This is a genomic window from Pseudomonas sp. ME-P-057, from assembly GCF_030208975.1.
GTDB classification, from domain to species: Bacteria; Pseudomonadota; Gammaproteobacteria; order Pseudomonadales; family Pseudomonadaceae; genus Aquipseudomonas; species Aquipseudomonas lutea.
Genome location: NZ_JARVSX010000054.1, coordinates 1 through 23,570, shown reverse-complemented (window position 1 = coordinate 23,570; position 23,570 = coordinate 1). Strand labels below are relative to the sequence as shown.

21 protein-coding genes are annotated in these 23,570 nt (G+C 62.1%); 7 read left to right on the top strand and 14 right to left on the bottom strand.

Annotated features, from left to right (window positions below):
* Positions 1-9: 9 nt before the first annotated feature.
* The 4 genes from QRN48_RS24835 to QRN48_RS24820 form a co-directional block, all read right to left on the bottom strand.
* Positions 10-375: a glyoxalase superfamily protein gene (locus tag QRN48_RS24835; RefSeq protein WP_285354041.1), complete on the bottom strand. Its 366-nt coding sequence runs from the start codon at positions 373-375 to the stop codon at positions 10-12.
* A 1,128-nt stretch (positions 376-1,503) separates the two neighbouring features.
* Positions 1,504-1,872 carry a hypothetical protein gene (locus QRN48_RS24830; RefSeq protein ID WP_037011298.1) on the bottom strand — a complete coding sequence of 123 codons (369 nt, stop codon included), beginning with the start codon at positions 1,870-1,872 and terminating at the stop codon, positions 1,504-1,506.
* 152 nt (positions 1,873-2,024) lie between these two features.
* Complete coding sequence (locus QRN48_RS24825; protein WP_285354038.1) at positions 2,025-2,774, bottom strand: creatininase family protein; 750 nt, start codon at positions 2,772-2,774, stop codon at positions 2,025-2,027.
* A 98-nt stretch (positions 2,775-2,872) separates the two neighbouring features.
* A complete protein-coding gene (locus QRN48_RS24820) occupies positions 2,873-4,063 on the bottom strand; it encodes a GAF domain-containing sensor histidine kinase (RefSeq protein ID WP_191945967.1) in 1,191 nt (396 codons plus the stop codon).
* Between the two features lie 294 nt (positions 4,064-4,357).
* Between QRN48_RS24820 and QRN48_RS24815 the strand changes: the two genes are divergently transcribed.
* Complete coding sequence (locus QRN48_RS24815; protein ID WP_285354036.1) at positions 4,358-5,695, top strand: PQQ-dependent sugar dehydrogenase; 1,338 nt, start codon at positions 4,358-4,360, stop codon at positions 5,693-5,695.
* A gap of 92 nt (positions 5,696-5,787) precedes the next feature.
* Here QRN48_RS24815 and QRN48_RS24810 read toward each other — a convergent pair whose 3' ends face one another.
* Together QRN48_RS24810 and QRN48_RS24805 are read right to left on the bottom strand one after the other, a co-directional pair.
* A complete protein-coding gene (locus tag QRN48_RS24810) occupies positions 5,788-6,822 on the bottom strand; it encodes a LacI family DNA-binding transcriptional regulator (RefSeq protein WP_285354034.1) in 1,035 nt (344 codons plus the stop codon).
* A gap of 107 nt (positions 6,823-6,929) precedes the next feature.
* Complete coding sequence (locus tag QRN48_RS24805; protein WP_285354033.1) at positions 6,930-7,826, bottom strand: DMT family transporter; 897 nt, start codon at positions 7,824-7,826, stop codon at positions 6,930-6,932.
* A gap of 140 nt (positions 7,827-7,966) precedes the next feature.
* Between QRN48_RS24805 and QRN48_RS24800 the strand changes: the two genes are divergently transcribed.
* Both QRN48_RS24800 and QRN48_RS24795 read left to right on the top strand, forming a co-directional pair.
* On the top strand, positions 7,967-9,301 hold the full coding sequence (locus QRN48_RS24800; protein WP_285354031.1) for an aminotransferase-like domain-containing protein: 1,335 nt from the start codon (positions 7,967-7,969) through the stop codon (positions 9,299-9,301).
* Positions 9,302-9,476: 175 nt separating this feature from the next.
* Positions 9,477-10,148, top strand: coding sequence for an ATPase (locus tag QRN48_RS24795; RefSeq protein ID WP_191945964.1), 672 nt, complete (start codon positions 9,477-9,479; stop codon positions 10,146-10,148).
* Positions 10,149-10,291: 143 nt separating this feature from the next.
* On the opposite strand, the gene QRN48_RS24790 is transcribed toward QRN48_RS24795, so the two are convergent.
* A complete protein-coding gene (locus tag QRN48_RS24790) occupies positions 10,292-10,705 on the bottom strand; it encodes an NUDIX hydrolase (protein ID WP_285354029.1) in 414 nt (137 codons plus the stop codon).
* Positions 10,706-11,119: 414 nt separating this feature from the next.
* Here QRN48_RS24790 and QRN48_RS24785 point away from each other — a divergent pair, with 414 nt between their 5' ends.
* On the top strand, positions 11,120-11,515 hold the full coding sequence (locus QRN48_RS24785; protein ID WP_285354027.1) for an ester cyclase: 396 nt from the start codon (positions 11,120-11,122) through the stop codon (positions 11,513-11,515).
* A 72-nt stretch (positions 11,516-11,587) separates the two neighbouring features.
* On the opposite strand, the gene QRN48_RS24780 is transcribed toward QRN48_RS24785, so the two are convergent.
* From QRN48_RS24780 to QRN48_RS24770, 3 genes are read right to left on the bottom strand one after another with little or no spacing between them, the layout of a single operon-like run.
* The gene (locus QRN48_RS24780; protein WP_285354026.1) at positions 11,588-12,805 is read right to left on the bottom strand and encodes a c-type cytochrome; all 1,218 of its coding nucleotides are present in this window, start codon (positions 12,803-12,805) and stop codon (positions 11,588-11,590) included.
* Between the two features lie 10 nt (positions 12,806-12,815).
* Positions 12,816-15,008 carry a xanthine dehydrogenase family protein molybdopterin-binding subunit gene (locus QRN48_RS24775; protein WP_285354024.1) on the bottom strand — a complete coding sequence of 731 codons (2,193 nt, stop codon included), beginning with the start codon at positions 15,006-15,008 and terminating at the stop codon, positions 12,816-12,818.
* 11 nt (positions 15,009-15,019) lie between these two features.
* On the bottom strand, positions 15,020-15,472 hold the full coding sequence (locus QRN48_RS24770) for a (2Fe-2S)-binding protein (protein ID WP_037011275.1): 453 nt from the start codon (positions 15,470-15,472) through the stop codon (positions 15,020-15,022).
* 514 nt (positions 15,473-15,986) lie between these two features.
* Between QRN48_RS24770 and QRN48_RS24765 the strand changes: the two genes are divergently transcribed.
* Entirely contained in the window at positions 15,987-16,259 is a 273-nt protein-coding gene (locus QRN48_RS24765; protein WP_285354022.1) for a DUF2790 domain-containing protein, read from the top strand.
* A 179-nt stretch (positions 16,260-16,438) separates the two neighbouring features.
* On the opposite strand, the gene QRN48_RS24760 is transcribed toward QRN48_RS24765, so the two are convergent.
* The gene (locus tag QRN48_RS24760) at positions 16,439-17,338 is read right to left on the bottom strand and encodes a LysR family transcriptional regulator (protein ID WP_285354020.1); all 900 of its coding nucleotides are present in this window, start codon (positions 17,336-17,338) and stop codon (positions 16,439-16,441) included.
* 111 nt (positions 17,339-17,449) lie between these two features.
* Here QRN48_RS24760 and QRN48_RS24755 point away from each other — a divergent pair, with 111 nt between their 5' ends.
* Positions 17,450-18,316 (top strand): aldo/keto reductase family oxidoreductase, encoded by an 867-nt coding sequence (locus QRN48_RS24755; RefSeq protein ID WP_285354018.1) that lies wholly within the window; start codon positions 17,450-17,452, stop codon positions 18,314-18,316.
* A 574-nt stretch (positions 18,317-18,890) separates the two neighbouring features.
* On the opposite strand, the gene yghU is transcribed toward QRN48_RS24755, so the two are convergent.
* Together yghU and QRN48_RS24745 are read right to left on the bottom strand one after the other, a co-directional pair.
* Entirely contained in the window at positions 18,891-19,730 is an 840-nt protein-coding gene (yghU, locus tag QRN48_RS24750; RefSeq protein ID WP_285354017.1) for a glutathione-dependent disulfide-bond oxidoreductase, read from the bottom strand.
* 63 nt (positions 19,731-19,793) lie between these two features.
* Entirely contained in the window at positions 19,794-21,515 is a 1,722-nt protein-coding gene (locus tag QRN48_RS24745) for an amidase (protein ID WP_285354015.1), read from the bottom strand.
* Positions 21,516-21,910: 395 nt separating this feature from the next.
* On the opposite strand from QRN48_RS24745, the gene QRN48_RS24740 reads away from it, so the two are divergent.
* Positions 21,911-22,798, top strand: a complete 888-nt coding sequence (locus QRN48_RS24740) for a DMT family transporter (protein ID WP_285354013.1) — start codon at positions 21,911-21,913, stop codon at positions 22,796-22,798.
* A gap of 21 nt (positions 22,799-22,819) precedes the next feature.
* On the opposite strand, the gene QRN48_RS24735 is transcribed toward QRN48_RS24740, so the two are convergent.
* On the bottom strand, positions 22,820-23,254 hold the full coding sequence (locus tag QRN48_RS24735) for a GNAT family N-acetyltransferase (protein WP_285354012.1): 435 nt from the start codon (positions 23,252-23,254) through the stop codon (positions 22,820-22,822).
* Positions 23,255-23,570 lie beyond the last annotated feature (316 nt).

Genomic DNA, 23,570 nt, shown 5'->3' with positions numbered 1-23,570 from the left:
GAGGAGAGGTCAGTCCTCGGAGCGTTCACAGAAGCGCAGGCGATTGCCGAACGGGTCGGCGATTTCTATGACCTTGCCCCAGTCCAGGTCCTGAATGCCGGGGCGTGAATAGCCGTAGTTTTTCGCCAGCAGTTCGCGCTGCAGTTCGGCGATGTCGCTGACCGGCACGAAGATCGTCGAGCCCGGCGTGGCGTCGCCGTGGTGTTCGGTCAGGTGAATGACGAGCTGGCCCCGGCGGGCCTGGGCATACAGCGGCAGCCCGGGTTCGAAGCGATGCTCCCAGTCGAGACTGAAGCCCAGAAAATCGACATAAAACTCCTTGGCCTTGGCTTCGGAAAAAATACGAATCAACGGTATCGCCGGGGACATCTGCACAGGGTTCGCTCCTTGAGGGTCTGAGCGGGCGATTCTAGCTCAATTGCAGGTGAGCAGCGCCGGCCCCATTGCCATCCCGGTCTCAAGAAGCAGGGCATGCGCGAGATTCTGCCATGCGCGCGCCGAAGTTTCCCGAGGTTACCCGGAGCAACGGTAGGAGCCCGGCTTGCTGGCGAAAGCGTCGTACCAGTCAGCACCGTCATTGCAGACCCACCGCCTTCGCCAGCACGCCGGCTCCTACAGATTTGAGTACGCCGATGGTCTCCGGGGTTGCCCGATCAATTGTAGGAGCGCGCTTGCCCGCGAAAAATATCCGCCCGTGGCATTGGCGGACCTGACCCACCGCCTTCGCCAGCAAGCCGGCTCCTACAGGTTATGCGTACGCCGAAAATATCCGAGGTTGCCTGGATCGAGGGTAGGAGCGCGCTTGCCCGCGAAAAATATCCGCCCGTGGCATTGGCGGACCTGACCCACCGCGTTCGCCAGCAAGCCGGCGCTTACAGATTTGCGCACGCCGAAAATATCAGAGGTTGCCTGGATCGAGTGTAGGAGCGCGCTTGCCCGCGAAAAATATCCGCGCATGACATTGGCGAACCTGACCCACCGCTTTCGCCAGCAAGCCGGCTCCTACAGATTTGCGTACGCCGATGGTCTCCGGGGTTGCCCGATCAATTGTAGGAGCGCGCTTGCCCGCGAAAGATATCCGCGCATGACATTGGCGAACCTGACCCACCGCTTTCGCCAGCAAGCCGGCTCCTACAGATTTGCGTACGCCGATGGTCTCCGGGGTTGCCCGATCAATTGTAGGAGCGCGCTTGCCCGCGAAAAATATCCGCGCATGACATTGGCGAACCTGACCCACCGCGTTCGCCAGCAAGCCGGCGCCTACAGATTTGCGCACGCCGAAAATATCAGAGGTTGCCCGGATCAACCGTAGGAGCCGGCTTGCTGGCGAAAGCGTTGGGTCAGGCAACACTGTCGTTGCAGAAACACCGCCTTCGCCAAAACGCGGAAGGGCCGCTGTCTCGGTTCAGCGGGGACGTTTCAAAGGAGGCGGGAGATGCGATAAACGGCGCCGTGCTGGCACATCAGCCACGGCGCGCGTCAAAGAAGCGAAGGGTCAGGCGATCAGCTGCGCAGGTCTTTGTTGATTTCGTCTTCATCCTTGTGCGGAACGGATGTAGTCGGCAGCTCGGGCGGGTAGAACTCGCCTTTGAGACCAAGAGCAGCAATGCGGCCCTTGAGCTTTTCGATGACGGTGTCGATGTCGTGTTGGTCATCCAGATCGTCAACGCGCAGCCAAAGGTGCGGAAGGTTCTCGAAATACACGCCGTCGATTTCCACGTCCTGGGTCATCTCGCGTTCCTGGCGCCACAGGCACTTGCGGTGCACGGTCGCCGGGTCCTGCGGCCAGGTTTCCGACGTGGTGAGCCAGACCTCGTGGTAGTCCTGCAAATCGATACTTTCAACTTTGTCCAGAGGGATAAAAGTATTCACACATCACCTGTCAGCCAAGGGGATCGGGTCAGGCCGTTGCGCTGCTGCCTGCCACAGATCCATTACCGTTCAAAAAAGCGCACAACACTATGGCCGCCGTTTGGCTGATGAGTTCAACCCTGCGCGCTATCGCCCGCAACGGCGAGGCCCGTTCACTGCAGCGCCGGCTCACGGCTGAACGTCTCAACCGCACGCACCAGCCCCTTGGCGGCGAGCGCCACCAGTTCGGCGCCTTTTTCCGGGCTTGCCAATGCGGGGTCGGAGCCCATGCGCCCATCGGGGAAACGCGTTCGGAAATCCCTGGCCTCACGGATCGGGCCGGACGGCGCGATCTGCGGCGAATAGTCTGCGGTTTTGATGGATTCGGGGTAGGCCCACTGGGTCACGGCGATCTCGGACGGCGTTGCATGCGAGCCGTGGCCAACCGGGAACTGCCGGTGAGCCAGGTCGCCCACGCCCTCCAGATCCCACCAGTTGGTCAGCTTCAGGGCGAAACCTGCGGGGCGTCGGGCAAAACTGGCCTCGGCATACAGCTCGGAGAAAGCGGCTTCGATCGACGCGATGTTGCCGCCATGGCCATTGAGGAAAAGTATTTTTTCAAAGCCGTGGCCTGCCAGCGAACGCGTCCAGTCGCCGATGGCGGCAATGAAGGTCGATGGGCGCAGGGAAATCGTGCCGGGAAAGCCCAGATGGTGCTGCGCCATGCCAATGTTGAAAGTCGGCGCGATGAGTATGTCGGCGCTCTTCTGCGCTTCGTGGGCAATGATCTGCGGGCACATCCAGTCCGTGCCGAGCAGACCGGTGGGGCCGTGTTGTTCGTTGGAACCGATCGGTACGACGATCGTGCGGCTGCGCTTGAGAAACTGCTCGATTTCAATCCAGGTGCTGTGGTGCAGAAGCATGTCAGGTCCTCTTCAAACGAAAGATTTGGAAATCGGTGGAGGCGGGCAGGGACTGCGAACAGCAAAGCTGTAAGGCGCCGCTCGAGCGCAATCGACACTCACGCCTGCGGCACCGCCGGAAAGCGCGCCACGAAGCAGGTCCCCGACTCGGCCGACGAATTCACGGTCAGCGTGCCGTCGTGGGCGGTGGCGATCTGTGAGGCGATATACAAGCCCAGCCCCAGACCTTCTCCGCGCCCGCCGGCTTCGGAACGGGTGAATGGCTCAAACAGCAGCGGCATCATCCGGGCAGAAATGGGCGTGCCACGGTTGGTCACCGAAATGACCACTTGGCCATCGTCCTGCGTCACGTCGAGATGAATAGGCGTGGCGATCGAGCCGTGCGTGACCGCGTTACCCAGCAGGTTGGACAGCAACTGGCTGATGCGCAGCGGGTCGCAGTAGACGCGCTCGCCCAGGCTGATCCGTTCCACAAAGATCGCTTGCGGCTGGGACGCCCGGACCTCTTGCACCGTCGCTGCCAGCACGTCGGCGAGGTCATCCGTGAGGTGGCGCTTCACAGGGATACCACCGCCCATGCGCCCGCGAGCGAAATCCAGCACGTTTTCGATCAATACGCCCATGCGAATCGAGCTTTGCCGGATGGCCGCTACCAGCCCCAGCGAGCGCTTGTCTTCGGTCTTGGTTGCCAGCAGGTCGGCGCTCATGCGAATGGCACTCAACGGCGTGCGCAGGTCGTGACCCAGCACCGCCATGAACTGCTCGCGCAGCCGGCCGTGCTCATTGGCGTCGCTCAATTCAGCGCGTGCCGTGTCCAGATGGCCTTGAGTGTCCAGGCTCATGGCAATCAGCTGCGAGAACAGGGTCAGCGTCTTGACGATGGCCGGGTCGTCCAGGTCGGCCGGCACCGAATCGATGGCGCACAGGGTGCCGAAAAAGCGACCGTCGGCCAACACGATGGGGAGGGAAATGTAGCTTTCCAGACCGTACGCAAGGGGCGTGTGATGGGTGCTGTAGTGCGGGTCGACGCTGGCATGGCCGAACACCACCGGGTTGTGATGCTGACGAATCTCATGACAGATGGTCGATTCCAGTACCAGCTCGCCGCCCGGCTTGAGGCCGAAGTTGATTGAATCATCCACGGCGCAGGCGACCCAGTGGCTGTCCGTGACCCGGGCAACCGCGGCAAAGCGCATGCCGGTGAGGTGCTTGACCATGCTCAAAACGACCGGCACGGCCGGGATCGCACTGATCGCCTCGACATCCAACGCAAACTCTGGGCGGGTCATCGGATCTGGCTCTGAAAGGTGAGGAGGCAGCGTAGCGTGAAATGTTAAGTATGGCGAATCCCGGAGGGCAGCCGCGTAATGCCCCTGGGCGCCTGGTCGCTGCGGGTATAAGCCCGGTTAATCACTGTTGCAGATTGAACCCTCACCTCTGCAAGAGGGTCGGTTCTTTAGTGCCCCGGGAGCAAATGTCATTTGCGTCCAGCCGGCTGTTTGCCGTGGGTCGCCGTTGCAATACTTCCCTGCCTTATGTCTCTCCAATAACAGGCCCATGGATGGCCGTCGCGAGGTTGAACGATGATAGCGTTGCACCGATTTGCACTGTTGATGACCACTGCCGCGATGCTCAGCGCCTGTGGCGAAACGGCCAAGCTGCCGTTCCAGGCCGGCGTCGGTCCGCAACCGCAGCTGCCCGAGCCCAACAGTTCGCTGATTCCGACGGTCAAGGTGTCCAAAGCGGTGGGCTGGAACGGCACCGACACGCCCAAGGCCGCCGAAGGCTTCAAGGTCAGCGCACTGGCCGAGAACCTCGATCACCCGCGCTGGCTGTACAGCCTGCCCAATGGCGACATTCTGGTCGCCGAAAGCAACAAGCCGCCAAAGCCTGAAGGCGCGAAGGACGGCGGCTCAGGGGTAATGGCCTGGATCAAGCGCACGGCCACCGGCATCGTCATGAGCCGTGTCGGCGCCGAAGCCGAGAGCGCAAACCGCATCAGCATCCTGCGTGACGCCGACGGTGACGGCCGTGCCGAGATGAAAAAAGTCTTTATCAGCGGCCTGACTTCGCCGTTCGGCATGGTGCTGGTGGGCAACGAGCTGTTCATCGCCGACGCCGACGCGGTGGTCAAAGTCCCTTACAACGCCGGCCAGACCGAGAGCACCGCCACGCCAGTGAAAGTCACTGACCTGCCAGCCGGGATCAACCACCACTGGACCAAGAACATCATCGCCAACCGCGAAGGCACCAAGCTTTACGTCACCGTGGGCTCCAACAGCAACGTGGCCGAAAATGGCCTGGAGGCCGAAGAAGGCCGTGCGGCGGTGTGGGAAGTGGATGTCAAAACCGGACAGAAGCGCCTGTTCGCCAGCGGGTTGCGCAACCCCAACGGGCTGGCCTGGAAACCCGGCAGCAACGAGCTGTGGACAGTGGTCAATGAGCGTGACGAAATCGGCAGCGATCTGGTGCCCGATTACCTGACGTCCGTCAAGGACGGGGCCTTTTACGGCTGGCCGTGGAGCTACTACGGCAACCATGTCGACAGTCGTCTGCAACCGCCGCGCCCGGACATGGTCGCCAAGGCCATTGCCCCCGACTACGCCCTCGGCACCCACGTTGCGCCGCTGGGCCTGACCTGGTCCGACGCGCGCGGCATGCCGGCGAACTTCTCGGATGGCGTTTTCATTGGCGAGCACGGTTCGTGGAACCGCAATCCGCAATCAGGCTACAAAGTGGTGTTCGTCGCCTTCAAGGACGGTCGCCCATCGGGCATGCCGGTGGATTTCCTGACCGGGTTCCTGAACGCCGACGGCGATGCCCAGGGCCGGCCAGTGGGCGTGATTCTCGACAACAAAGGCGCATTGCTGGTCGCCGACGACGTGGGCAACAAGGTCTGGCGCGTCAGCCAGGCCAAATAAGGCCAAGCGTGCGATAAATGAAAAATGCCGGCGATGAGCCGGCATTTTTCGTTTCAGGCCTTACAAAGACACGTCAATTCGGACGAGGGCGGTCAGGTGCTTTCCCGCGACAGAATCTGATACCCGGTGACAACCTGCTGCGCACTGCGCGGCTGACCTTCGCGTCGGTCCCGGGCGGCGGCCACCAGCAATTCACCCGCGCGACGCCCGATGTCGTAAGGGTCGACCGCGATGGTGGTAATGGTCGGGGTGCAGTAGCGCGACACTTCAAAATCGCCGAAGCCGGCAACGGCCATATCGCCCGGCACCTTCAGCCCGCGACGGTGGCATTCCATGATGGCGCCGAACGCCGACAGATCGCTCACGCACATCACCGCATCGGTGTCGGGCCATTGCTGCAGCAGCAGGGCAATCGATTCGCCCCCGTGGCTCATGGTAATCGGCGACTCGCCGTGCTCGATCAGCCGAGGCGCTAAACCCAGTGCACTGAGCGCCTGAAGGTAACCGCGCTGGCGCTGCCGGCCGCGATCATCCAGCACCGACGCTCCGCCGATGAACGCGATGCGCCGGTAGCCTTTGTCGTGCAGGTGACGAACCATGCTCGCCGCGGCTTCAACATTGGAAAAACCCACTGACTGCTCGATCGGGTTGTCAGGCACGTCCCAGGTCTCGACCACGGGCACTTGCGACTGCAGCAGCATCTGGCGGGTGCTGTCCAGGTGTGAACCGCCGGTGAGCATGATGCCCAGCGGACGATGCCGCAGCAGCGTGCGCACCAGCAAGGCTTCTTCGTCGAGGTGGTAATCGGTGTCGCCCAGCAGCAGACACAAGCCGTGTTTGCCGAGCACGTCATTGAGCCCGCGAACAGTGTCGGCGAAGTTGGAACTGACCAGCGACGGCACCAGCGCCACGACGAACTCGGAACGCCCGCTGGACAATGCGCCGGCCGAGGCATCGGGCACATAACCGAGGCTGTCGATGGCGGCCTGTACGCGCCGGGTGGTTTGCGGGGATACATCGCGTCCGGCCAACACCCGCGACACGGTCATCTTCGACACGCCGGCGAGCCTGGCCACATCGGCCATGCGGGGCACGGCGGCGGGCTTGTCTTGATCTTTCACACTCATAACGTCGGCTGTCGTCCTGCTATCCGGGCGAGGGCGCGTCGTTGAGCGCCCGGTCGTCGAAATATACAGGGTCGATGATCGCTGCGTGGGTGCAAAATCTCGCTCGTTCAGCTTGAAAACCGGCGCGCTCCCAAGACGCAAAGCACGACTCCCGCCGTGACGCCCAGCATGCCCGGGCTCACGCGTTCATCGAGCAGCGTCGCGGCCAGTGTCAGGCCAAAGAACGGTTGCAACAACTGCAACTGGCCAACCGCCGCGATCCCGCCCTGTGCCAGGCCTCGGTACCAGAACACAAACCCGATCAGCATGCTGAACAGCGACACATAGCCCAGACTCCACCAGGCCTGTGCGCTGATACCTGACAGCGAGGGCGGCGCGCTGACAGCAGTCATCATCAACATCAGCGGCAAGGCCAGCACCAGCGCCCAGCAAATCACCTGCCAACCGCCCAGGCTGCGGGACAGTTTTGCACCCTCGGCGTAGCCCAACCCACAGACCACGATTGCCAGCAACATCAGCAGGTCACCAGTCAGCGAAGCCGCCAGACCTTGGGCGCAGGCAAAGCCGACGACCAGCGCGCTGCCCAGCAGCGAACAAAGCCAGAAAGTCGGCCGGGGACGCTCGCCGCCACGCAGCACGGCGAACACGGCGGTGGCCAGCGGCAGCAGGCCGATGAAGACGATGGAGTGCGCCGACGTGACGTGCAGCAAAGCCAGTGCAGTGAGCAACGGAAAGCCGACCACCACGCCGCTGGCCACTATCAACAGCGCGAACCACTGCTGGCGCCGGGGACGTTGTTCTTTCAACAGCCACAGCAGGCACAGCGCGACAACACCGGCGATGGACGCCCGCGCCACGGTCAGAAACAGCGGCGCGAATTCCAGCACGGCGATCCGGGTGGCCGGCAGCGATCCGCTGAAAATGATCACGCCGATGATCCCGTTAAGCCATCCACCCATCTGGGGCCGGGTAGCAAGCGGCTGAAGCTTTGAGGAGTGTTCCATGAGGGCGAGCCTTTGACGGGACGAGCGCACCGCGAACATGAGCGCGACAGCTTGTCGGAAGAATGGGTGAACCTGATTTCGTCTTCGCACCCTAAAGCGCAGACTCGGCACAATCAAAAAATTGTCATGGATACAGTGTCATGCCCCGCGCCCGTTACAAATCGCTGGTCGACCGGCTCGCTGCTCAGATCGCGGCTGGCAAACTTTCACCGGGAACGCGCCTGCCGACCCATCGACAGCTGGCCGCGCAAGAGGGCTTCGCGCTGGTCACCGCGTCCCGGGTGTACGCTGAGCTTGAAGCCATGGGGCTGGTCAGCGGCGAGACCGGACGGGGGACCTTTGTTCGGGAAATCAGCCTGCCGCTCAGCCACGGAGTCGATCAGCACGCCACCGCCCCGGGCGTACTCGACCTCAATTTCAATTACCCCACGCTGCCGGGTCAGGCCGATCTGCTGCGCACCGGTCTTCGGCAGTTGGCGCTGTTCGGTGATCTGGACGCCTTGTTGCGCTACCAGCCCCACGCCGGTCGTGGCCGTGAGCGGGCCTGCATGGCTCGGCATCTGGCTGAACGCGGCTTGACGGTTCAGGCAGAGGAGGTGGTCATCGTCAGCGGCGCTCAACAGGGTCTGGCCGTCACCGTGATGGCCTTGCTGAAACCGGGTGATGTGGTCGCGGTGGACGCGCTGACCTATTCGGGCTTCAAAGTATTGGCTGAGGCCTGCCGGCTGGAGTTGTTACCAATTCCACTAACGTGCAACGGGCCTGATCTGGATGCCCTCGAACGGCTATGCCAGCAACGACGCGTCAAAGCGGTTTACACCATGCCGACGTTGCACAACCCGATGGGTTGGGTCATGGATGTGTCGTGGCGAGCGCGTTTGATTGCCATCGCCCGGCAGCGTGATGTGCTGCTGATCGAAGACGCGGCCTACTCGTTTCTGGTTGAGGACGCGCCGCCGCCGTTGAAGGCCCTGGCCCCTGAACTGACGGTGTACGTGTCGGGCTTCTCGAAAAACGTCGCCACCGGTTTGCGGGTGGGGTATGTGGTCGCCCCGCTGGACAGAATTGCCGCCATTGAGCGCGCGATCCGGGCGACTGCCTGGAACACGCCGGGCGTGATGACCGCGCTGGTGTGCGGCTGGATTGAGGACGGCACCGTTCTGCGCCTGAAGGCCGAAAAACGCCACGATGCCCAAGCCCGACAAACACTGGGGCGGCAGCTGCTAAAAGGGTTGAACGTCGTCAGTCACCCGGCGTCCTACTTTATGTGGCTGCCACTGCCTGAGGATGCCAGGGCGGATCAGGTGGTGAGAGAGCTGTTGAGCAGGAACGTCGCGGTGTCGCCCGCCGAGCCTTTCGCGACCACCAGCGCGGCGCCCCATGCGATACGGCTGGCGTTGGGTTCCCTGGACCGTGAAGCGTTGGCTGGGGCATTGCGCGAGGTGGCCAGCACGATCGGCCGGTATGTCTACTGAGCAGCGTGGAAGGGCGGATGGCGAGCGGCTTTGTTGACGCATCGGTAAGGGTGTTTCTCAGCCTGACTACCATTCCGGAAATCGATAGTCACCATCACGGCAGGTGCGTTCTCTTTTTTTCCGAAAGGAAGGAGGATGGCCCCATACCGAACTTGCTTTAGAAGGACGCCACGCGATGAGACTTTCAACCCTGCTGACCCTTGTCGCCGTGCTGTCCAGCGGTTTCGCCGCAACGGGCGCTGCTCATGCCGCCGATGCCGAAGCCTGCCACTTGCTGCCGGTGGCTGAAAGCCGTGTGGCGCTTCATTCGTCTCAGAGCGTCGGCGTGCTTTACAGCGAAAACACCGTCAGCACCCTTGAATACCTTGAGCGCTACCATGCGGTGGCACTGAAGGGTGTGAAGAATGGCGCGCTCGACGCACGGATCCGTGACGCCTTCATCAGCAGCTCCGATCCGAAGCTGGCGGTGGACTGGTTGAAGGGCTCACTGCAGAAAGAATTTGCGTCGGTGACGGTCTACGAGAATCTGGATGCGCTGATGCAAGCGCGCCCTGACGTCGTCGTGATGCTCGACACCTACAATCGCCTGGTGTCCAAACGCAACTCGCAGGTCGAGGCGCGCTTCGCAGCGACGTTCTACGACTCTAACCTGCAATTCATCGGCAAAGCCGAAGGCCTGGGTTTCAAGGAATTGAACTCGGTGTGGGTTCGTGACAAGGCCGCGCCGGAGATCGCTGCGCAGATCAATCAGCAACGTGATTTGCAGATCAATGCACTGAAGCAATTCGACGCCTCGCTCAAGGCGCTGGTGACCACCGGTCATACGGCGGAAGTGGCGAGTAACTGATCAGTTACGCATCCCTGCTCAGGGTAACAGTGGGCGTATCCGGCGCTGAGAATCATCCGTGATCGCTGTGCCCTGAGGGGTCGTATTGCGGGCGAGCGCGCCTGCGCATCGCCTGGGCTCTGTGTCCGGAATTGCGTGCTCAATCACTGCGTCAGGAATTCGCGCAAGCGCTGCTGCAGACGGTCGACGGCATTGTCCATCGCCAGGAAGCTTTCGACGGGCATCACCTGCCAGCGCTGGCCTTCATCACCAAAGACCACCTCATCGAACAGGCCTTCGCGCACCTCGGTCACAAAAAACCAGGTGTCGAGACCGTTGTTCCCCTGGCCGGGGTAGACCTGCTTGTGAATGAATGATGCAGGGTCCAGGACGATGCCGAACTCCTCAAGCGTTTCCCTCACGGCACAGTCTTCCGGCGTTTCGTCGCCTTCGCGCCCGCCGCCGGGCAAGTCCCACAGGCCCGGCCACGGAATGTCCGGCTTATTGTCGCGCTGGTAGGTCAACAGCATGCCATTGCACAGAATGGCCACTTTTGCGCCTGAAAAGGGAGGGTGCATGGAGAGGGTCACGCCTTGCGTCATTCGATACCCTCAAGTTAACACTTCCCGGCTGAAGCCGGTCCCACAGGAACAGCGCGTACTTCCCGGCTGAAGCCAGTCCCACAGGAACACCACGCGCACAAGTGGGACCGGCTTCAGCCGGGAAGACATCATGCGCCACATTGCAAAATTGACATTACTCATACTGGCCTTTTCCCGGCTAAAGCCAGTCCCACAGAAACAGCGCGTACTTCCCGGCTGAAGCCAGTCCCACTGGAACACCACGCGCACAAGTGGGACCGGCTTCAGCCGGGAAGACGTCATGCGCCACACTGCAAATTTAACATTATTCATACTGGCCTTTTCCCGGCTTAAGCCGGTCCCACAGGAGCGCCGCGTGCTACTTGCGTTCCACCACATTCAGGAGCAGCCATGGACATTGCATCACTCAAAGCGGCGTACCAAGGCTACATCGCCTGCCTCAATCGTCAGGACTGGCTGGCGTTGGGTGACTTCGTGGACGAGGACGTGCGTTACAACGGGGAGCGCGTCGGGCTGGACGGGTATCGGGGCATGCTTGAGGAGGACTTTCGCCGCATCCCCGACCTGCGCTTCGTCATCGACCTGCTGATCGCCGAGCCGCCACGTATCGCTGCGCGCTTGTGCTTCGACTGCACGCCCGCAGGTGAGTTGTTCGATGTACCGGTCAACGGCAGAAGGGTGAGGTTTACAGAGAACGTGTTCTACACGTTGGAGGCGGGGCGGATCGTCGCTGTACAGTCGGTCATCGACAAGGCGGCGGTGGCGGCGCAGGTGCTGATGACCTGAGCCGCCTGAGCGCGTCGAGGCGCTGCTGACTCACCACCCGCGCGGGCAGCCAGTCAGCATCAGCACCGACTGTCAGTGCAACGCGCTGGCGCGATTCTTCGCCACATCCTCCGCTTTGACTTCGCCATTGCTTTGGCCGAAGCGACGCAGCACGAAGGTGCTGACAGCCGCCAGCTCGGCGTCGCTGTAGCTTCGGGCAAAATCAGGCATGCGCTGATCGACGCGGTCGGCCGTTGGGGTGTGGCCCTCCAGCAATGTCGCGACCAGATTGCGCCCTTTTGGATCGTTGACGGTTTTCAGACCGGCCAACCCGCCTGCCGGCGACTGCCTCCCGCTGCCGTCGAGCTGGTGGCAGGCCACGCAGGTGTCGTTGAACAGCTTCTGCCCCAGGCCTTTTTGCAGGGCAGCATCGTTCATGACCATGGACGGCCGGGGAATGCCTTCGCTTCGCGCCGGCTTGCTCTTGAGATACACCGCCATGGCTTTCAGGTCGGCGGGGTCGAGGTAGCGCAGACTGTGCTCGACCGCGTCACCCATCGGCCCGCCCGCGCCGCCGAAACCGGCAGCGTAGCCCTTGGACAGGTAGCTGACGATGGCCTCTTCAGGCCACGCGCCGATGCCGTATTTGGCGTCGGAACTGATGTTGTACGCCTGCCAGTTGCCCAGCTCTGCACCGGCCAGGGAGTTGCCGGTGCTCATGGCCTGGAAGATATTGCGCGGGGTGTGGCACTCGCCGCAGTGGCCCGGGCCCTGAACCAGATACGCGCCGCGGTTCCATTCAGCGGACTGTTTGCTGTCCGGGACGAAGCGCTCGTTGGAGGCGAAGATCGCGTTCCAGAACATCATTCCCCAGCGCTGGTTGAACGGAAAGCCGATCTTGTTCTCGGGCGGCGCCTGCTTGACCGGCTCCAGGCTGAACAGATAGCCCTTGATCGCCAGAATGTCTTCGCGGGGCATCAACGTGTACGAGGTGTAGGGGAAGGCCGGGTAGTAATGCTTGCCGTCCTTGCCGACGCCTTTTTGCAGGGCATCGACAAATTCGTCGTCGGTCCAGTTACCGATGCCGGTTTCCTTGTCCGGAGTGATGTTGGGCGAATACAGGCTGCCGAACGGCAACTTGAATTCCAGCCCGCCAGCGTATGGCTTGCCGCCCGGTACGACGTGGCAGGCCACGCAGTCAGCAGCACGGGTCAGGTACTCGCCCTTGCTCATGGGCGCGGTGTCGCTCGCGTAAACGGTGCTCGCCAGGCAGCCGGCCACGAGTCCGAGCGCAGTGTTGAAAACTTTCATGACGCGCTCCTCAAACAGTGAAATAGCCAAAGCGGCTCAACGGCAAACGACGTTCGCGCACACCGGTCGCGGCGTACACGGCATTGACCAGCGCCGCCGCAGCGGGCACCGCGCCGGTCTCGCCGACACCGCCAGGCGTCTCGACGCTGTCGACAATGTGCACTTCCACAGGCGGCGCATCGCTCATGCGGATCTGCCGGTATTCATGGAAGTTGGTCTGCTGCACCTGGCCTTTCTCAATGAGGATTTCGTTGAACAGCGCAGCTGACAGGCCGAACAGCGTGCCGCCTTCCATCTGCGAAGCAACGGACGTCGGGTTGTTGGCAAAACCGCAATCGATGACCGTCAACAGCCGCGTGATCCGCAAGCCCTTGTCGCCCTGTTTCTCCAGCTCGACGATGGTCGCGACGAAACTGCCGAACACCGCCGTCACCGCCACGCCACGACCGGCACCGGCAGGCAGTGGCTTGTCCCACTCCACCAGTTGCGCCGCCTTGGTCAGCACGGCCTGGGCGCGGGGTTGGGATTGCATCAGTGCCAGTCGGTACTTCACCGGATCGACCTTGGCGTTGTGTGCCAGCTCATCGATGAAGCACTCGATGGCATACGTGCTGCGCAGCGGACCGACGCCGCGCCACCAGGAAACCGGGATCACCTCCGGGTCGTGGCGGATGTAGCGCACTTGCAGGTTGGGCAGGGTGTAGATCGGGTCCTTGGCCACTTCAACGGCATCACCGTCGACGCCATCGGGCGGCAAGGATCCGATGTAGGCAGCCATCACCGAGGCCCCGGCGATGCGATGTTCCCAGCCGACCGGGCGCAGGTCTTTGTCGAGCGCGGCGTTGAGACGGTCGACGTAGTGCGGACGATAACGGTCGTGGGTCATGTCCTCTTCGCGGCTCCAGATCAGCTTGATCGGGTAGCTCAACTGGCGAGCGATATCCACCGCCTGGAAGATGAAGTCGGACTCCAGACGACGGCCGAAACCGCCACCGATCAACTGGTTATGGATGACCACTTTTTCGACCGGCATGCCGCAGACTTTCGCGGCGCCCATCTGCGCCAGCCCCGGCGCCTGGCAGCCCACCCACAGCTCGCACGCATCGGCGCGCACATGGGCCACGCAGGTCATCGGCTCAAGGGGCGAGTGCGAAAGAAAAGGTTGCTCGTAGATAGCTTCGAAGCGGCTGGAGGCGTTTTTCAGCGCGCCGGCGATGTCACCGGACTGGTGCGCGAACACGCCGTCACCCGCACTGGCATCAAACAGCGATTTGTCCAGCTGGGCCGAATCCAGGCTTGCATGAGGGCCCATGTCCCACTCGATGTCCAACGCTTTCAGCGCTTGCTGGCAGGACCAGAAGTTGCTCGCCGTGACTGCAACGGCATTGTCCAAGCGAACGATGTCGCGCACCCCGGCGATCTTGCGCGCGGCGTCTTCATTCTTCAGGCCGCGCAGCTTGCCGCCATGGACCGGGCAGGTGAGGGTGGACGCGATCAGCATCCCCGGCACTTGCAGGTCGATGGTGAATTTGGCCGTACCGTTGACCTTGTTGGGGGTGTCCAGTCGCTGCACCGGCTTGCCCAGCAGCTTGAATTCGCTGATCGGCTTGAGCGGGATGTCGGTGGGCAGCGGCAGCGCTGCGGCGGCGTCAACCAGCTCGCCGTAACCGGCACTCAGGTTGTTGGGGCCGATGACCCGACCGTTCTCGGCATGGCACTGGCTCGGCGCGACTTTCCAGCGCATCGCGGCGGCCTGGATAAGTACGATGCGCGCGGCGGCGCCCGCCTTGCGCAATGGCTCCCAGCTGTAGCGTGTGGAGGTGGACCCGCCGGTGGCCTGGAAGCTCAGCAGCGCGTCGGTGTACAGCGCGGCATTGGGCGGAGCCTCGGTAATGGTGATCTGGCTCAACGGCACTTCGAGCTCTTCGGCAACCATCATGGCGATGCCGGTCTGGACGCCCTGGCCCATTTCGATCTTCGGCGAAATCAGCGTGACGGCGCCGCTGTGATCGATGCGCACAAATGCGCCGTAGCCCTGCTCGGCGTTGGCGCCCAGGCTGGCGCCCTTGACTGCCTCGGCGGCAAAGCTGCGAGTGATTGTCGCCGGCAGGTAAGTGCCGATGACCAGACCGCCCAGCAGTGCGCCGCTCTTGAGCAACCCGCGACGCGAGAGCATCGCGGCAGATGAATGTGATTCGGACATGATGACTTCCTTCAGGCCTGACTGACGCTTTTGATGGCGGCGCGAATGCGGGTGTAAGTGGCGCAGCGGCAGAGGTTGCCCGACATGGCGTCGACGATCTGCTCGTCATTGGCTTTGGGGTGCTGCTGCAACAGCGCGACGGCGGACATGATCTGCCCCGACTGGCAGTAGCCGCATTGCACGACTTCATGCGCCAGCCAGGCCTGCTGTACGGCCTGACCCACCGGCTGCTCGCCGACCGCTTCAATGGTCGTGACCTTGCGACCGGCCACTGCGCTGACCGGCAATACACATGAACGCACGGCCTGGCCATCCAGGTGGACGGTGCACACGCCACACTGAGCGATGCCGCAGCCGTACTTGGTACCCGTCAGGCCCATCACGTCGCGCAGGACCCACAACAATGGCATGTCGTCAGCGACATCCAGGTCGTGCTCCTGGCCGTTAATCATCAATTTCTGCATCGCAACCTCAGAAGGTCATCACGGTTGACGCACTCCACCACGAGCAGTGTCGCGGAAGGGCATCAAGGCTTCGGTTTGTTTTGATAGCGCCGTGCCGTTGGCCAGCGCTTTATAGGGGTCTGTTCGGGATCATGGAGTGGTCACGAGTCAGCGAAGCGGATGGTAGTACGTTCATCCGGCCTTTTGTTTAAATACGTTAAAAAATATTTCACGATTTCACGTTTATTTAATGCCTGTCACCCGGCTGCGCCGAAAGCAGGCAGGCCGATAGGGCGGCGCACCGAAATACGACTTGGAAGTCCTATACCCAGTCCCAAAAGTATGCTTCCTCTCAGTTCGGGTAATAATCTATTGCCAGAGTTGATGTAATCAGAATGCGCATCGATACCAGTGATGGGCTGTATCGATTTTAAGTATTTATCATCAACGCGGATCGCGAACAGAATGGGCCCCAGAAGCAAAACGACAAGCGCTTTGCTCACTGACTACTTAATCAAACTTCTGGAGAACCACCATGAAAGTATTAGCCTTCGCCGCCCTGTCCCTGGTAAGTGTTTTTGCAGCCGCTGGCGAACTTCCCGCCACACAACACGCGCCACTGAGTCAGGTAGAGCAGTACAACCAGCACAAAGGTCTGGACATTGCGAAAGTGATCAGCACCAAGACTGCTCAGGACCCACAGAAAGTAGATGGTCCAGTCCAATCCACCATGGTTTATGTTGACCACGCTGGTGTGACCCACAGCCTTGACTACACCATCATGGGCTACGGTCGTCAAAATGGTTGATCGCCAGTGCCCTGGCGGCTTCAACTACAAACGCTACAAAAGAAACGCTGCATTGAATGCAGCGTTTTTTTTTGCCTGTTATTTGGTCGCGGAACAACTTCCCTACGAGGCGTTGCTGTTTAAGCTTTCGCGCCGGTTTATATGTTTAAGTGCGCAGCAGGCGCCGACAATATTCGCGTTCAGGGCAACTGTTGTATGAAGTTGATGAACGCTTTCAACGGAGACGGCAAATAACGCCGCCCGGGGTAATAAAGAAACGGGCCGCTGAAGGTTTGCCACCATGGCTCGAGCACGGGCTCCAGCGCGCCGCTGTCCATGTACGGCCGCAGCCAGTCTTCAAACAGATACACCATGCCGAGCCCGTCGACGGCGGTTTGCACGGCCAGGTCGACGGCGCCGCCGATGCGCACGGTCAGCGGACCGCGAGGGTCGATGCGGACCTGTTCGCCCTCGCGCTCGTATTCCCACAATGGCACTGAACCGCTGGGAAATTTGCCGCGCACGCAACTGTGATCGAGCAGTTCGCGCGGGTGTTGCGGGCGGCCTCTGGTATTCAGATAGGCAGGCGATGCGGCCGTGGCGAAACGCTGGACGCGTGGGCCGATCGGCACGGCGATCATGTCCTGCTCGAGCCGATCATCGTAACGTATGCCCGCATCGCACCCCGCGGCAAGCATGTCGACGAAGCTTTCTTCGGTAATGACTTCCATGCGGATGTCGGGGTGCGCCTGCAGAAACGGCGTGATGATCGAGGGGAGGATCAGCCGCGCGGCGCTCACCGGGACGTTGAGCCGCAGCGTGCCCGAGGGGCGATCGCGGAAATCATTGACCACGTCCAGCGCCGCTTCGACCTCGCCAAGGGCCGGCACGATGCGCTCCATCAGTCGCGCGCCGGCCTCGGTGGGCACGACACTGCGCGTGGTGCGGTTGAGCAGACGCACGCCCATCCGCGATTCCATGCGGCGAACTGCGTCGCTGAGGCTTGACGGCGACTTGCCGCTCAAGCGCGCTCCTTCGCGAAAGCCGCCTGCGTTGACGACTGCCACAAAAGACAGCAAATCCTGAATGTCTGTTGCCATTGTCCGCTCACTCGTACAGCCCGTGCCGATTGCACCTGATTATCAGCGTATCGGTCAACGCCTATAGTCGCTGCATCCACCCTTACAGCAACGATCAACGAGGCGTCACTCATGACTCAGGCGAGTAAAGCAGGGACTTTTTCCATCGGCGGCAGCACCGTCAATCGCATGGGCTACGGCGCCATGCAACTGGCAGGCCCGGGTGTTTATGGGCCGCCCAAGGATCACGCCGGCGCCATTGCCGTGCTGCGTGAAGCGGTGGCATCGGGCGTCAATCACATCGATACGTCCGATTTTTACGGCCCTCACGTTACCAACCGATTGATCCGTGAGGCCTTGCATCCTTATGCGGACGAGCTGTTGATCGTGACCAAGGTCGGCGCATCACGCGGGACAGATGCTTCATGGAATCCCGCCAACAGCCCGGCCGAACTGGTCAGCGCGGTGCATGACAACTTGCGCAATTTGGGCGTTGATGTGCTGCAGGTGGTCAATTACCGGGCCTGGGGCACCGGGCATTCGCCCGATGAGCTGTCGATCGAGGCGCAGTTCACGGCACTGGCCGAATTGCAGCAGCAGGGTCTGATCCAACACTTGGGCCTGAGCAACGTCAGCGCGAAGCAAATCGCCGAGGCGCAGAGCATTGCCGATGTCGTTTGCGTGCAGAATCATTACAACCTGGCGCATCGGGACGATGAGCACTTGATCGCCGAACTCGGCAAGCAGGGCATTGCCTACGTGCCGTTCTTTCCGCTGGGCGGCTTCACGCCGTTGCAATCACAAACCTTGTCGGATGTCGCTTTGCGCCTCGACTCCTCGCCGATGTGCGTGGCCCTCGCGTGGTTGCTGCAGCGGGCGCCGAACCTGCTGCTGATCCCGGGCACGTCCTCGGTGGCGCACCTGCACGAAAACCTGAGCGCTGCCGAGCTGGTGATTCCACAGGAAATGCTCGCCGAACTCGAGGGGCAAGGTGCTTGAGCGCGATTGCGCTGCGTTAGTGGGACCGGGCTTAGCCGGGAAGAGGCCAGCGGCATCACCCACGCTCTTGCAGCGTGACCACCGGCGCTTTCCCGGCTGAAGCCGGTCCCACGGTTTATACGCGGTGACTTGGTGGGACCGGCTTTAGCCGGGAAGTTCGCGGGACCGACATTGCCACCGGATGCTACGCAGGGGATCTGTAGGAGCCGGCTTGCTGGCGAAGGTGGTGTGTCAGTCGCCGGGTATGTCTCCTGGGAACCGCGTTCGCCAGCAAGCCGGCTCCTACAGTATCGGGTTGTGCCGACAACGCCGGTCCTACTGTTTATACGCGGTGCCTTCGTGGGACTGGCTTTAGCCAGGAAGATGGCGGGCCCGACCTTGCCACCGGATGCTACGCAGGTGCTCTGTAGGAGCCGGCTTGCTGGCGAAGGTGGTGTGTCAGTCGCCGGGTATGTCTCCTGGGAACCGCGTTCGCCAGCAAGCCGGCTCTTACAGTATCGGGTTATGCCGACAATGCCCGGATTGGCTTTAGCCGGGGGAAAGGCCGGTGCAGAGACGCGCCGGCCGGTTGGGGTTAATCCAGGTCGGTGGCGTCGTGGCGTTCGGGGACTTGGGTGACTTCATCGCCCCAGGTGCGGTTGACGCGCAAGCCGCGGACCACTGCCGGGCGTTGCGCAATGGTTTCGGCCCAGCGCTGCACATGGGTGTACTCGTGCGCCGCGAGAAACTGCGCAGCGCCGTAAACCGTGTTGCGCACCACTTGGCCGTACCAGGACCACACTGCGATATCCGCAATGGTGTAGCTGTCGCCCGCCAGGTAGGTGCTTTCGCCCAAACGTCGATCCAGCACATCGAGCTGACGCTTGGCCTCCATGGTGAAGCGGTCAATGGCGTATTGGATCTTCTCCGGGGCGTACACGTAGAAGTGCCCGAAGCCGCCGCCCAGATACGGCGCAGCACCCATTTGCCAGAACAGCCAGTTCAGCGTCTCGGTGCGGCCGGCCAGGTCCTTGGGTATGAATTCGCCGAACTTTTCCGCCAGGTACAGCAGGATCGAACCGGACTCGAACACGCGAATCCCCGGCTCGACGCTGCGGTCCAGCAATACCGGGATCTTCGAATTGGGGTTGATGTCGACGAAGCCGCTGCCGAACTGATCACCCTCGCCGATGCGGATCAACCAGGCGTCGTATTCGGCGCCGCTGTGACCCAGCGCGAGGAGTTCTTCGAGCAGAATCGTCACCTTGACGCCGTTGGGCGTGGCCAGTGAGTACAACTGCAACGGATGCTTGCCGACGGGCAGGGCTTTTTCATGCGTGGGCCCGGCAACAGGCCGGTTGATGCTGGCGAACTGGCCGCCCGAAGGCGCTTCGTGTTGCCACACGGTGGGCGGGACGTAAGGTGCCTTGCTCATTGACGCATCTCCTGAATGTAAATGCCTGCGTGAGGGGCGAGGGCGCTTGCCCCCGCGTAAGAGTTATGACCGTCCGGATGCCGAGGACAGGGGCGGTGTGCGCGGCGGGATCATTCGCTGGCTGCCGATCGCCTCGAACGCAGACGCAAAGCTCAGCAGTGCGGAGTCGTCGTAGGCGCGGCCGGCGAAGGTCAGGCCGACCGGCATGCCGATGTCAGCCATCACGCCCATTGGCACGGTGACGGTCGGCACGCCAAGGTGGCGGATCGCAAGGTTGCCGTTGGCCACCCAGACGCCATTGCTCCAGGCAATGTCGGCAGAGGCCGGATTGACATCGGCGTCAGCCGGGGCCACATCGGCCACGGTCGGAAACAATACCGCATCAAGCTCCAGCGCTTGCATCCAGTCTTCCAGATCGATACGGCGAGTGTGTTCCAGCCCGCGAAGGCCGTCTGCCAGAGTCTCGATCCGATCCCACGGCGTGATGCCACGCTGGGCCATATTGACGTACTCGTCCATGCCTGCAGCCAGATCACCCTCGCGGTTGGGCAGGGTGCCGGGATCGTGCGGGAAAATCAGCGGTCCGTTGACGTCGGCCAGGCGGTTCAGTTTCGGGTCGCCATTGGCTTGCAGGAAATCATCAAACGCCCAAGCGGTCAGGTCCCACAGTTCGTGATGCAGGAATTCTTTGGAGACAATGCCGCGGTTGTACACCGTCGGCGCGCCGGGACGATCACCCTCGCAGTTGGAGACCAGCGGGAAATCAACTTCGATGACTTCCGCACCCTGGGCTTGAAGCGCCTGGCGCGCCTGCTCCCACAGATCGATCACCGAAGCGCGGGTAACAATGCGCTGGCCGGTCGGGCCGCCGATGCCGGGTGCTTCAGCGGTGCCCGCGTCCGGGTCGGCATTGATGTACATGCGCGGCACGCCGAAGCGCTTGCCGGCCAATGTTTGCGGGCTGGCGGCAAGCGTCGCGTAGGAGGCCGGACGCACCGAGTCGACAGGGGGAATCGGCACCCATGGCTGGAGACGCCACAGGTCGCCTCGGGTGTCGGGGTCGGCGGCGACCACCACATCCAGCACCTCAAGCAGGTCGGCCATGGTGCGCGCGAACGGCACTACCACGTCCATGGTCGGCGTCAGCGGCCAGTTGCCGCGCACCGAAATCACCCCGCGCGACGGAGTGTAGGCGCACAGGCCATTATTTGACGCAGGGCCACGTCCGCTCGACCAGGTTTCTTCGGCCAGCCCGAACGCAGCGAAGCTGGCTGCCGTCGCGGTACCGGCGCCGTTGGACGAACCGGAAGCGAACGGCGCGGTGAGAAAGTCCGCGTTGTAAGGGCTTTCAGCTCGGCCATAGACCCCGCGCTGCATGCCGCCGTTGGCCATCGGCGGCATATTGGTCTTGCCCAGACAGATCGCCCCGGCCGCCCGCAGCCGTTCAACGGTAAAGGCGTCGCGATGCGCGACGAGCTCGGCAAATGCCGGGCTGCCCGATGCGGCGGTCAGGCCTTTGACGAGGTAGCTGTCTTTGGCGGTGTAGGGGATGCCGTCGAGCGGCCCGAGGGTTTCGCCGCGGGCACGACGGTCATCGGAGGCTTGGGCTTCGGCGAGGGCCTGCGGATTGCGGACCACCACGGCGTTGAGCGCGGTTGGCGTCCCGGCGCCGTCGTAAGCGTCGATTCTGGCGAGGTAGGCGTGTACCAGTTCAACGGCGGTCGTCTGACGTGCTTCCAGGGCAGCGCGCAGTTGCGCAATGGAGACTTCGGTGACTTCGATCATGGCAGGCTCAGGTCGGCAGCTGTTTGTGTGCGCTCATTATGCCCGCGGCCTGCCATCGCCGCGAGGGATGCGCAGCCCTGCAGTAACTTGAAGGCCGGAACCGGCAAGACCTGCCCGACACAGACTATGGCGAAAGGCTTACATGCTGCGGAGCAAACACGCCGTTTACAGCGCAACGCCATAAGCGCAACCTAGGATCCATCAACCGAGGCGCTGGATGTGCCTCGCAGGTCATGGATGATCTACCATTTGCCGGGACGGCTACTGACAGGATGTTGGAATGGTGTTGAAAGAAAAGAACCCGCTCAGGCGGGTTTTTTATTGCCCGCAGAATAGTGCCCCGGGCTCGGAGACTGTGATTAACTTCCGTGCATCTTTCCATGGCAGGGCCCGCAATGACGATTCCCCACGGCACCCATCGGCAAGTCATCGGTATGTGGCTGATGGCGGGGGTGGCGCTGACCTTCGCCAGTCATGACGCGATCTCCAAGACGCTGATCTTTTCGTTGCCGGTGATCTTCGTCGCCTGGGCTCGCTACCTCGTTCACTCAACGCTGGTGACCACCGCGCTGTTGCGCAGCGGTGGGGGAAAGGTCTTCCACACCCGGCGGCCGTGGCTGCACTTGCTGCGGGCGGTGGTCCTGCTGGCCGACAGTCTGACTTTCATGTTTGGCCTGACCCACGTGCCGATTGCCGAGTCCACTGCGCTGGTCTTTCTGGCCCCGGCCTTCGTGACGATCCTTTCGCCCTTGCTGTTTGGCATCAAGGCGGATCGCTGGCAATGGCTGTCGGTGTTGCTCGGCTTTGTTGGGGTGCTGGTGATCATCAATCCGGCCAGTGATGCGTTTTCGCTGTGGATGCTGTTTCCGCTGGCGACGGCGCTGTTCTTCGCGCTGTATCAACTGTTGACGCAGTTGGCAGGTGAGACCGACAGCCCTTCGGTGTGCAGCTTCTACGTCGGTGTGTTTTGCACCCTGATTCTCAGCGCGATCGTGCCTTTCTACTGGGCCGACCCCGACCGGAAGCAACTGGGCCTGTTGTTGGTGCTTGGCGGTCTGGGACTGTGCGCGCATTTTCTGATGGCCAAGTCCTACCGTTACGCGTCCTCGTCCGTGCTCGCACCGCTGGGCTACCTGCAAATCATTTTCGCCGTGGCGTACGGCATTCTGCTGTTTGGCAACTTCCCGGGGCTGGCCTCGATGTTCGGCATCGCGCTGATTTTTCTCAGCGGCCTGCTGGTGTATGCCAAACGCCAGCCGCCGGCGCCCGCTACCCCAGGCTGATTGTCGAGCCCGGGAAATGACTCAGGCGTTCGGATTGCCGGGCCGGGTGAATGAAAAACGGTCGATGTCGCCCCGCAATTGCCAGCCCAGGTTCTGCCAATAGTTCGCGGCGGCGGGGTTGGTCTTGAGCACGTCAATGTGGCTTTTCTGAATGCCCAGCGCCTCCAGCGCCAGCAGGCAATGCTCGACCAGCGCCTGGCCGATGCCCTGTCGTCGATACGCCGGCAACACCAGCAAGTGCTGCAGATACCCGCGCCGACCGTCATGGCCCGACATCACGCAGCCGCAAATGCCCGCGTCATCCTCGGCGACAAAACTCAAACCGGGGTTGCGCAACAGATACCGTTCTGTCGATGCCCGCGAGTCGGCGTCGCGCAACGAAATACCCGGAGTAGCGCGCATGAGCCCGACGACTGCGTCGTAATCGTCCAGTGTCATAGTGCGGACGGAGAGCATAGTGTCGGCCTGAAGAAAGGAGGTGCAGAAGCCTAGCAGCGTGCGGTTAGCGCCGCCATAAGGGGCGCGAACACATATCTGTAGGAGCCGGCTTGCTGGCGAACGCGGTGTATCAGGCAATGGCGATGGCGCTGACGGATCGCGTTCGCGGGCAAGCGCGCTCCTACAGTGGTCTGGGTCATCGCCCAATTCTGCGTTCGGCACCACGTCTTTAGCCGGCTTGCTGGCGAACGCGGTGTATCAGGCAATGGCGATGGCAATGGCAATGGCGATGGCGCTGACGGATCGCGTTCGCGGGCAAGCGCGCTCCTACAGT

Bases quoted from the DNA above. Each gene is read 5' to 3' on its own strand.
- QRN48_RS24805 (WP_285354033.1), bottom strand. From the start codon at position 7,826: ATGGAACACTCCTCAAAGCTTCAGCCGCTTGCTACCCGGCCCCAGATG.
- QRN48_RS24765 (WP_285354022.1), top strand. From the start codon at position 15,987: ATGAAAGTATTAGCCTTCGCCGCCCTGTCCCTGGTAAGTGTTTTTGCA.
- QRN48_RS24780 (WP_285354026.1), bottom strand. From the start codon at position 12,805: ATGAAAGTTTTCAACACTGCGCTCGGACTCGTGGCCGGCTGCCTGGCG.
- QRN48_RS24740 (WP_285354013.1), top strand. From the start codon at position 21,911: ATGACGATTCCCCACGGCACCCATCGGCAAGTCATCGGTATGTGGCTG.
- QRN48_RS24810 (WP_285354034.1), bottom strand. From the start codon at position 6,822: ATGAGTGTGAAAGATCAAGACAAGCCCGCCGCCGTGCCCCGCATGGCC.
- QRN48_RS24825 (WP_285354038.1), bottom strand. From the start codon at position 2,774: ATGCTTCTGCACCACAGCACCTGGATTGAAATCGAGCAGTTTCTCAAG.
- QRN48_RS24735 (WP_285354012.1), bottom strand. From the start codon at position 23,254: ATGCTCTCCGTCCGCACTATGACACTGGACGATTACGACGCAGTCGTC.
- QRN48_RS24795 (WP_191945964.1), top strand. From the start codon at position 9,477: ATGAGACTTTCAACCCTGCTGACCCTTGTCGCCGTGCTGTCCAGCGGT.
- QRN48_RS24790 (WP_285354029.1), bottom strand. From the start codon at position 10,705: ATGCACCCTCCCTTTTCAGGCGCAAAAGTGGCCATTCTGTGCAATGGC.
- QRN48_RS24755 (WP_285354018.1), top strand. From the start codon at position 17,450: ATGACTCAGGCGAGTAAAGCAGGGACTTTTTCCATCGGCGGCAGCACC.
- QRN48_RS24785 (WP_285354027.1), top strand. From the start codon at position 11,120: ATGGACATTGCATCACTCAAAGCGGCGTACCAAGGCTACATCGCCTGC.
- QRN48_RS24745 (WP_285354015.1), bottom strand. From the start codon at position 21,515: ATGATCGAAGTCACCGAAGTCTCCATTGCGCAACTGCGCGCTGCCCTG.
- QRN48_RS24775 (WP_285354024.1), bottom strand. From the start codon at position 15,008: ATGTCCGAATCACATTCATCTGCCGCGATGCTCTCGCGTCGCGGGTTG.
- QRN48_RS24760 (WP_285354020.1), bottom strand. From the start codon at position 17,338: ATGGCAACAGACATTCAGGATTTGCTGTCTTTTGTGGCAGTCGTCAAC.
- QRN48_RS24820 (WP_191945967.1), bottom strand. From the start codon at position 4,063: ATGACCCGCCCAGAGTTTGCGTTGGATGTCGAGGCGATCAGTGCGATC.
- QRN48_RS24800 (WP_285354031.1), top strand. From the start codon at position 7,967: ATGCCCCGCGCCCGTTACAAATCGCTGGTCGACCGGCTCGCTGCTCAG.
- QRN48_RS24815 (WP_285354036.1), top strand. From the start codon at position 4,358: ATGATAGCGTTGCACCGATTTGCACTGTTGATGACCACTGCCGCGATG.
- yghU (WP_285354017.1), bottom strand. From the start codon at position 19,730: ATGAGCAAGGCACCTTACGTCCCGCCCACCGTGTGGCAACACGAAGCG.
- QRN48_RS24770 (WP_037011275.1), bottom strand. From the start codon at position 15,472: ATGCAGAAATTGATGATTAACGGCCAGGAGCACGACCTGGATGTCGCT.